The sequence below is a fragment of the Psychromonas hadalis ATCC BAA-638 genome, assembly GCF_000420245.1.
In the GTDB taxonomy this organism is placed as follows: domain Bacteria; phylum Pseudomonadota; class Gammaproteobacteria; order Enterobacterales; family Psychromonadaceae; genus Psychromonas; species Psychromonas hadalis.
In genome coordinates, this window is the sequence record NZ_ATUO01000139.1 from 1 (window position 1) to 9,310 (window position 9,310).

10 protein-coding genes are annotated in these 9,310 nt (G+C 40.3%); 5 read left to right on the forward strand and 5 right to left on the reverse strand.

Annotated elements, in window-relative coordinates; translation table 11 throughout:
• Nucleotides 1–97: 97 nt before the first annotated feature.
• From G322_RS0114720 to G322_RS0114735, 5 genes are all read right to left on the reverse strand, one after another.
• Nucleotides 98–601, reverse strand: a complete 504-nt coding sequence (locus G322_RS0114720; RefSeq protein ID WP_022942505.1) for a protein disulfide oxidoreductase — start codon at nt 599–601, stop codon at nt 98–100.
• On the reverse strand, nt 591–2,723 hold the full coding sequence (locus G322_RS0114725) for a protein-disulfide reductase DsbD family protein (protein ID WP_022942506.1): 2,133 nt from the start codon (nt 2,721–2,723) through the stop codon (nt 591–593). Before G322_RS0114725 ends, G322_RS0114720 begins: the two co-directional genes overlap by 11 nt.
• A 201-nt stretch (nt 2,724–2,924) precedes the next feature.
• Nucleotides 2,925–3,290: a hypothetical protein gene (locus G322_RS22905; RefSeq protein ID WP_084683760.1), complete on the reverse strand. Its 366-nt coding sequence runs from the start codon at nt 3,288–3,290 to the stop codon at nt 2,925–2,927.
• Between the two features lie 132 nt (nt 3,291–3,422).
• Nucleotides 3,423–3,959, reverse strand: coding sequence for a peptide-methionine (S)-S-oxide reductase MsrA (gene msrA / locus G322_RS0114730; RefSeq protein ID WP_022942507.1), 537 nt, complete (start codon nt 3,957–3,959; stop codon nt 3,423–3,425).
• Nucleotides 3,960–4,412 (reverse strand): outer membrane protein assembly factor BamE, encoded by a 453-nt coding sequence (locus tag G322_RS0114735; RefSeq protein ID WP_245542329.1) that lies wholly within the window; start codon nt 4,410–4,412, stop codon nt 3,960–3,962.
• Nucleotides 4,413–4,641: 229 nt separating this feature from the next.
• Between G322_RS0114735 and hemA the strand changes: the two genes are divergently transcribed.
• From hemA to G322_RS0114760, 5 genes are read left to right on the forward strand one after another with little or no spacing between them, the layout of a single operon-like run.
• Nucleotides 4,642–5,898: a glutamyl-tRNA reductase gene (gene hemA, locus G322_RS0114740; RefSeq protein WP_022942509.1), complete on the forward strand. Its 1,257-nt coding sequence runs from the start codon at nt 4,642–4,644 to the stop codon at nt 5,896–5,898.
• 11 nt (nt 5,899–5,909) lie between these two features.
• The gene (gene prfA, locus G322_RS0114745) at nt 5,910–7,001 is read left to right on the forward strand and encodes a peptide chain release factor 1 (RefSeq protein ID WP_022942510.1); all 1,092 of its coding nucleotides are present in this window, start codon (nt 5,910–5,912) and stop codon (nt 6,999–7,001) included.
• Entirely contained in the window at nt 7,002–7,829 is an 828-nt protein-coding gene (gene prmC / locus G322_RS0114750) for a peptide chain release factor N(5)-glutamine methyltransferase (protein WP_022942511.1), read from the forward strand.
• Nucleotides 7,830–7,834: 5 nt separating this feature from the next.
• Complete coding sequence (locus G322_RS0114755) at nt 7,835–8,221, forward strand: SirB2 family protein (RefSeq protein WP_022942512.1); 387 nt, start codon at nt 7,835–7,837, stop codon at nt 8,219–8,221.
• A gap of 3 nt (nt 8,222–8,224) precedes the next feature.
• Entirely contained in the window at nt 8,225–9,082 is an 858-nt protein-coding gene (locus G322_RS0114760; RefSeq protein ID WP_022942513.1) for a SirB1 family protein, read from the forward strand.
• Nucleotides 9,083–9,310 lie beyond the last annotated feature (228 nt).

Consider the following 9,310-nt stretch of genomic DNA (forward strand, 5'->3'; position numbering starts at 1 on the left):
TGATTGAGTAATAGCTAGCTATTGCGATTGAATGCAACGTCGCTATTTATTATTTTAACCAACAAGATAGATCAGATACTTATGCGGATTGGTATTACTAAGCAAAGAATAAACGTAGCCACAACCCCATCGGTGTGGTCACGCCAGTGGTGATTGAAGATACTTCACCGTCTTTGACGATGAAAATGGAGGGGGTCACAGTGACTCCCCATTGACGACTAATACTGCCTTTTTCATCATTAATGACATGAAAGTCATATGCTTTATGATTCATATATTGTCGCAATCGTTGATTCTCACCGGAGGTGATCGCCACTGAAACTACTTGGCTTTCCGGTGAAAGCCAGTCAATGCTAGGGCTCACTAATTCACAAACGGGGCACCAGGTTGCCCAAAAATAGATCAAAACAGGGCCGTCGTGGCTCATTTTTTCGATATCAACCCAATCACCTTTTAAAGTGGTGATAGCCAGTGGTGGAATCGTTTCTGTTGGCATATCGCGACTACGCCAATAATCAATGGCAAGCGAAAATAGGGTGATAATAATCATGAATTTCAGCGTGGATTTAGCGTACTGTAATAGTTTTGTTTTAGTTATCATTGTTTGAACTCCCTGCTGATTGCAGTGCTTTTATGACATCATCACTCTTTAATAAAACCGGTAAGCGTATTCCAGAGGGGGCATTCGGGCCGTAAACAACATTTAAAGGCACACCAAAACGGCCATGGCTTTTTAAGAAATTGGTCACCTTGTCACTGGGACGTGTCCAATCTCCTTTCATAACCACCACGTTATCTTGTTGTAATGCGCTATAGACAGGGTCTTGCAAAATAACGCCTATTTTATTCGTCTTACAGGTGATACACCAGTCTGCGGTCACATTCACAAAGACGGTTTTTCCTTGTTTAACATAGTCATCAATACTGTGTTGATAAAGTGGTTGCCAGTTCAGGTTATCTTGCAGTGGTGTTGCCCAATGTTTGCTGGTTAAACTAGCAATCGCAAGCCCTGCACTACTTACCGCTACGGTCACCGCTAAGATCACAATCACTGTGTTTTTGCCTTGTGTTTTAGCTATTTTATATAACAAATACACCAGCAAGAGCAGTGCGATCATTAAGGTAGGGAAAGTACCAATAAAGGGGGTTAATAAACTCAACAGCCACAATGTTGTTATTAACATCATCAAACCAAAGATAACCTTTACTTTATTCATCCATGCACCGGGTTTAGGCAGTAATGAAACCAGGCTTGGAAACAGTGCTAATAGCAACCAAGGTAGTGCCATACCGAGACCTAAAAAGGTAAATACCATCCACATTTCAAACACACTTGCCCCTAATGCAAAAGCAACGGCCGTCCCTAAGAAAGGTGCACTACAGGGGGTCGCAAGCAAAGTGGCAAACATACCTTGTATAAAGTGGCCAAAGGTTGAGTCATCACCTTTACTCGCCACCGATGTTGAAAAGCGGCTGGGTAGGCGCAGTTCAAATAATCCCAGTAAGTTAGCGGTGAATAGCGCGGTAATGATCACCATAAAACCAATAAAGAGTGGGTTTTGGAATTGAATCCCCCAGCCAATCGCATTTCCGGTAAATTTCAAAATAAGTAAAGCAATCGCCAACAACCAAAACGAGGTTAAAATGCCGGCTGCTGAGGCTAAAAATTGCAAGCGAATAGTACGTTTACTCGCATGTCTGGAGGCTAACATGCTATTTAGCTTCATGCCTAATACCGGCAATACGCAGGGCATGATATTCAGAATCAAGCCCCCCAATAGCGCAAAAGCAATCATGGTTAATAAACTGCTTGAGCCACTTTCAAACAACGTTTTATTATCAACCCTTGTCTTTAACTCATGAGAGAAAAGGGCATCTGAAACGGTGATGGTGATCGACTTATCAACAAGGTCGGTTTTACCTAACCAATTGGTCACCTTGAAGGTGGCGGTCATAATATTTTTGTTGATATTAATGATTGGTTGGGAAAAATAATCATCGCTAACCTCATCACCATCAATCAATATTTGTGGTGAATCCCAGCCTTCTGCGTGGCTTAATTGCAGTTGTAATTGTTGTGATTCATATGAAAAAGATGCAACGATTACCTTCGTTTCACTATTTTTTGTGGGCACGGTTGAAAGCCCTTGCTGATAGAGATGCTGTGCATTTTTATTCGCATGAAGATCAGCGGGTATGACGGGTGCTAAGTCCAAGTCATAATCGCTGAGCACACAGATGTTGGTACAGGTTGGGAGAGTTAATTTTCCTAAAAAGTGCAGTGGTTGATTCATATCATCAACGGTCAGGGTCATTGGGAAAGTCACATTATGTTTATAACCCAGTGTTTTCACACCTAATTGCTCATAATAAGCGGGTGTTGGCCAGTGCCATTGTAAATCGGATAGATTGCTTGATTGGCGCCAGTCAAGTATGGGGGATACCCCGCCTTCACCCGGTGAACGCCAATAGGTTTTCCAATCACCATCAAGCTTAACTTCCAGTAAGCCATTAATTTGTTTATTTTTTACATCAACCTCTCCGGTAAGCATAAAACGTACTTGTGCCGGTGGATGGTCAGGATGGGTTAACCAACCTGTTGATATTGCTTCTGTTGCGAGTGATTGTGCAGACAGTGAAAAAGTCTGCATTGCTAATGTTAACGCTAAAAGGAATATGAAGCGTAACTTAGTAACTACATTAATAAGTTGAATTTTAAACACAGGTTTACTCCGTAAATATTTTAATAAAAACAGATGTAACTATTCAGTGCCACCAAAAAGTGGAATGTGATGTGCTCAGAAAGGTAATGTTAAAACAAAATTTAAGGTTATCTATGCGAGGCAAATAACCCACTTAAAAATAGATTCGTTTAAACAGCAACCAGCCGAATAGTTACAAAGAGATAAGTATCGGAGCGGTGTTTATTCTTGAAAGGTACAGAACGCGAGATGCCGCCTAACGCCATAGGAGGTGATAGGTTCAGTGAAGAAGTAAATGGTCGCTTGTTGTTTCAACATCGCCACAAGAATGACTAAGGCTAAGATAAACAACGGGATAGCGAATTCTAAATGCATAGCATGTGTTTGGATAAGTTGTTCGCTGCTACTGCATTCCGAAACGTTGTTATCGGCTGTTAGTTGTTCAGTCACATCCGCCTGGGGAGTGGTAGGGCAAGCAGCGGAATAACCTAGATTTTGAGAAAAGCACACCACTAACACAATCGCCACTAAGACAAGTGACCATGATGCAACGGTTTGAGACTTAAATTGTAATAGTGAGAATCTCAAAAACGTAACTCAATAGGAAGTGTGAACATCATCACATGTTATGGCGAGCAGAAAAATTGTCAATGATTAAATACGATATAAGATGTTTTTTAGCGATCGATTATTCGTTATCAGTTTTCTACTTTTTGACCTTTAGCTTTTTAGCATGTTTTTGTACTTGGTTTTGAACTTATTAAATTTAGGGCTGATCACCATTGCGCAATAACCCTGATTGGGATTTTGTAAATAATAACCTTGGTGGTAACTTTCAGCAACATAAAACGTCGCTAATGGGGTCACGGTTGTGACGATCGGTTTTTCAAAAACAGCGTCAGTGGTTAGTACTTTTATGTATGCTTCGGCCTGTTTCTGCTGCTGTTCATTATGATAAAAAACAGCGGAGCGGTACTGCGTCCCAATATCGTTTCCCTGACGGTTTAACTGTGTTGCATCGTGCAGGGTAAAAAAGAGTGCTAATAAATCTTGGTAACTGATGATCGTCTCATCAAAGCTCACCTGAACCACTTCGGCATGACCTGTTTGACCCGTACAAATACTTTCATAAGTTGGATCAACGGTTGCACCGCCACAATAACCTGAGGTTGCATTTATCACTCCCTTGAGTGAATTAAACGCTGCTTCAATACACCAGAAACAGCCTCCTGCAAATGTTGCCTGTGTCTGTTTCATCTAATTAATGATCGGCGCTGAGTTATCTGTTTGCGGATCAGTATCATCAAGATTACTTTCTGCCGCTTCATTAGGGGCTTTTTTACGATTTGCTTTCACCAGCGGGTTATCTTTAATATGATCCTCTTTTTGAATGCGCATGAGCACATTTTTTGAGAAAATGAGCAATACCTGCTGTTGCTGAATTTTTTCACCACCGGGTTTAATGTAGCGGATATAATACCATTTTGATGAATCAAACTGGTCAATTAACATCGGAGAACCAAGAATAAAAATAATTTGCTCTTGTGACATACCGATCTCTAGTTGTGCGATTTTTTCATCATCAATATAGTTACCTTGGGTAATATCTATCTGGTAAACAAAAGTATCATAAAGGAATGAACAGCCTGAAAGAGAGAAAGTTAAAAAGAGGGCACTGGCTATTTTTTTAATGGGCATATTTATTGGCATTATAGTAACAACGATTCTTTAAAGGAGATGAATTAAGTTCCAATAATACTCTTGCACAGGAGACTTGTAAAAAGGTAAAACTCAATAATCATGCTATCTTTCACTTTTTATGACAGGAATTAGTGTTAAATCTTGTTAAAACCCGCTCGATGCTTCCCCTCTGCGAAAAATTTCCGTAGAATTCCTGCTTTGTGTTTTCCATTTTAAACTTGTGTTGTGAATTTATAGAATGTCTCTTTTTGCTTTAGGAATTAACCATCAAACCGCTTCGGTAGCATTGCGCGAAAAAGTCGCCTTTAGCCCTGAATCTTTGTTTGATGCGTATCAACAATTATTAGCACAACAGCACGTATTAGAAGCGGTGATCGTCTCTACCTGTAACCGTACTGAAATATACCTGCATGTAGATCAGGAAAACTGCCAAGCGGTTATCGATTGGTTCTGCCTTTTTCATAAAGTCGAACAATCTGAATTAACAAAAAGCCTTTACTGTTATCATAACGAGCAAGCAATTCAGCATCTGTTTCGTGTCTCGTGTGGGCTCGATTCACTGGTATTAGGTGAGCCACAAATATTAGGGCAGATAAAACAAGCGTTCGCCACCGCTAGCCAAGCAAAAAGTGTTAACAAACTATTAAACCGTTGGTTTCAACATGCCTTTACCGTGGCTAAACGGGTGCGCACTGAGACACAAATTGGCGCGAATGCTATTTCGGTGGCGTTTGCCGCGGTTTGTTTAGCCAAACAGATATTCAGCGATCTCAGCCAAAGTCGGGTGTTATTGATTGGTGCAGGTGAAACCATTGAGCTGGTCGGTAAATATTTAGTGGAACATGATGTGCCAAATATTACCATTGCTAACCGTACGCTTTCTCGCGCGATGGGATTGGTTGAGCAGTTTGGTGCACAGGCGATCACACTGGGTGAAATCCCCAATCACCTTGCGGATGCCGATATTATTATCTCTTCTACGGCGAGTCCGCTACCTATTATTGGTAAAGGTATGGTCGAAAGTGCACTGAAAGCGCGCCGCCATCAACCGATGCTATTTATCGATATTGCCGTACCACGCGATATTGAAGCGCAAGTTTCCGAACTACGTGATGTTTACCTTTATAGTGTGGATGATTTACATGGCATTATTGAAGAGAACAAACAAGCACGTCAAGATGCGGCCATTGAAGCGGAAAAAATTATTGAAGGTTGCGTTGAAGGTTTTTGTCATTGGATCGAATCATTAAAAGCGGTTACGAGCATTCGTAACTACCGCACCAATAGTGAGCGGTTACGAGACGAGTTATTAAATCGTGCATTGAGCTCGCTTGAAAATGGTAACGATGCACAAAAAGTGTTAAAAGAGTTAGCCTTTAAATTAACCAATAAATTAATTCATCACCCCAGCCAAGCCTTAACACAGGTGAGTCGCTCGGGTGATGATAATGAATTACAAATATTACGTTCGGCGTTAGGGCTGAATGAAGAATAGAAGAGAAAAACATGAAAGCATCAATTGTTGAAAAACTAGAAGGATTAGTTGAGCGTTATGAGGAGGTTCAGGCATTACTGGGTGACCCTGAAACGCTGGCGAATCAAGACAAATATCGTGAACTTACCAAAGAGTATTCACAACTCGAAGTGGTTGTTTTATGTTTTCAAGCATATCAAGGCAGTGTTGAAGATTTAGAAACGGCACAAATGATGCTTGAAGATGACGATCCTGAGATGAAAGAGATGGCTAAGGAAGAGGTGAAAGAAGCAAAAGTGAACGTGGCTAAACTTTCTGATGAGTTGCAAATTTTACTATTGCCTAAAGATCCCAATGACGATCGTAACTGTTACATCGAAATTCGCGCGGGTGCAGGGGGTGATGAAGCCGCTATTTTTGTAGGTAACATGTTCCGCATGTACAGTAAATATATCGACAGTAAAAAGTGGCGCATGGAGATAATGAACACCAATGCCAGTGAACAGGGCGGTTACAAAGAGGTGATCGTTAAAGTTGAGGGCGAAGGTGCTTACGGTATTTTGAAGTTTGAGTCCGGTGGTCATCGTGTACAACGTGTACCAGAAACAGAATCACAAGGGCGTATTCATACCTCTGCCTGTACGGTGGTGGTGATGCCTGAAGTGCCAGAAGCGGAAGCTATCGTTATTAACCCAGCAGATCTTAAAATGGATACTTTCCGTGCATCAGGCGCGGGTGGTCAGCATGTTAATAAAACCGATTCTGCAGTGCGTTTGACTCATATTCCAACGGGGACGGTGGTTGAGTGTCAAGATCAGCGCTCACAACATAAAAACCGTGCGCAAGCGATGTCTGTTTTACAAGCGCGTTTGCAACAGGCTGAAGATGAAAAGAACAATGCGGAAGAGCAAAGTATACGCCGTAGTTTAGTGGCCAGTGGTGATCGTAGTGAACGTATTCGTACTTATAACTATCCACAGGGGCGCGTGAGTGATCACCGTATTAACCTCACATTGTACCGTTTAAATGAAATTTTAGAGGGTGAATTAGATGCATTACTTGATCCTATTCTTTTGGAAGATCAAGCGGACAAATTAGCTGCGCTTGCCAAGGGTAATTTCTAATTGCGCATTGATGAAACGCTAGCTTGGGCAAAATCATTGTTAATAAACAGTGATTCTGCACTGCTTGATGCTCAGATATTGCTTGCTTTTGTATTACAAAAAGAGACTGTGTATCTCATGACATGGCCTGAGCGAGCATTAACTACAACGCAAAAAAACAGTTTTGAAACATTGATTGAGCAACGTATCAAAGGCGTTCCTGTGGCGCATTTAACAGGCACGCGGGAGTTTTGGTCATTGCCTTTAAAGGTCAATGATTCAACATTAATACCGCGACCTGACACTGAAATGTTAGTGGAAACAGCGTTGGTGAACTGTTTACCTCAATCTTCAATATTAGATTTAGGCACGGGCACGGGGGCTATCATTTTAGCACTGGCGAGTGAGCTACCAAATACCTGTTGTGTTGCGGTTGATTTTAATGAAGATGCAGTGAGATTAGCGCAACAGAATGCAACGCTACTTAAGATCAATAACATCATTTTCAAACACAGCAATTGGTTTGAAAAGGTAACGGGGCAGTTCGATATTATCGTTTCTAATCCACCTTATATTGATGAAAATGATAAACACCTGAAATTAGGTGATGTGCGTTTTGAGCCTTTGTCTGCACTAGTGGCATCGGAAAATGGATTGGCTGATATCCGTTTAATTGCCAATCAAGCACGTGATTATTTGAATAATAACGGCCAGCTATTGATTGAACATGGCTTTGAGCAAGGACAAGCGGTTGCTGAAATATTTACCGCCCTTGGTTACCAGAATATTAAAACCATAAAAGATTATGGTGCGAATGATCGCATCACTATCGCTACCTATAAGAGATAAAAATAATGTACGGATTTTTAAAACATGCGCATCTAACACTGGTTTTGATTGCAGTGATCTTATTTATTATTAATTTTTACTGGTTAAAAACCGGTCATAAAAATGCACAAAAAGAGATTTTTCAAAAAATATTAACCCACACGCATTTAACTATTATCGTATTCGGGGTTGGCCTTATCTGGTTTTTACAGATCGACCCATTTTCTGAACATGGCTACTGGGTACTGGAAAAAATCATCGCATTTGGCGCTTATATCATGATGGTAAAAACAGCCTTAAATGAGAAAAAAGCAACTAAAATACAAGTGATTAGTTTTTTAGGTGCATTCGGTTGGCTTGCTTATATTGGCAAGTTAGCGATGACCAAACAAGCTATCTTACTAGTAGGGTAAACCGTGACAGATATTTCTCAAGGTATGATCTCACCACGCACAGAAAATAGTGCCGTGATGATGACGGATCAATTTGATTTTGAAAAAAGCTCACTGCTTGATGCTGCCTTAGTGGTTGAATCTGAAATAACGGGTTTAAGCATTGATAAGTTTGAAGACAGTTTACGTTTACAGCAGTTGGTCATTAACTCTAAGTTATCCTCTTTTGAAAGTGCGAACAAAGCCAAGCTCATTGCATTGATTGATCTCTTGTATCAACAACAGGGTTATGAGGGTGACTGGAAAGCTTTTTTTAAAGTTAAAAATGCACTGATTTCTCGTGTCTTTGCGCGCCGTAAAGGGATTCCAATTAGTCTTGGTATTTTATTATTAGATTTCTTACAACTTTGTGAATTTGATGCGCAGGGGATCTGTTTTCCAAGTGGCTTTATTATTCGTATTACGCTGGAAAATGAAGTGGTTTACTTTGACCCTTTTACGGGTGAGTTGCCAAGTTGGGAGTCACTAGAACTAAAAGTGCGCGGACAATTAGGCAACCTTGCTAAATTAACCTTAGATATGCTCAAACCTGATAGCCATGAAACGATTATTAAACGCTTTATTAATGTGTTAAAAGCTGCTTATATTCAGGCTGGTCGATCTGAAATTGCACTGCTATGCAGTGATATTCTGTTAAGGTTAGATCCTGATGATGCCTATGAAGTGCGAGATCGTGGGTTTCTCTTTCAGCAACTAGACTGTTTAAGCCTAGCGCGTAATGATTTTGAATATTTTATGAAGCACCACCCACAAGATCCAATGGTGCATATTTTACAAAAACAGATTCAAGAAATGAACTTTATTAATCAAGTAATACATTAAGGATCGGCTTCAACATTACTTGCGCTTTTGTTTTTAAAATAACCCGTCATTTAGGATTGGCTTCAACATTACTTGCGATTTTGTTTTTAAAATAGCCAGTCACTTAAGGCTTTTTGGAAACAATTTATCGCAAGTTATTTTGTAACAATTCCTTAAGAATTTTTGAAAACAATTAAGGATCGGCTTCAAAATTACTTGCGCTTTTGTTTTCAAAATAACCAGTCATTT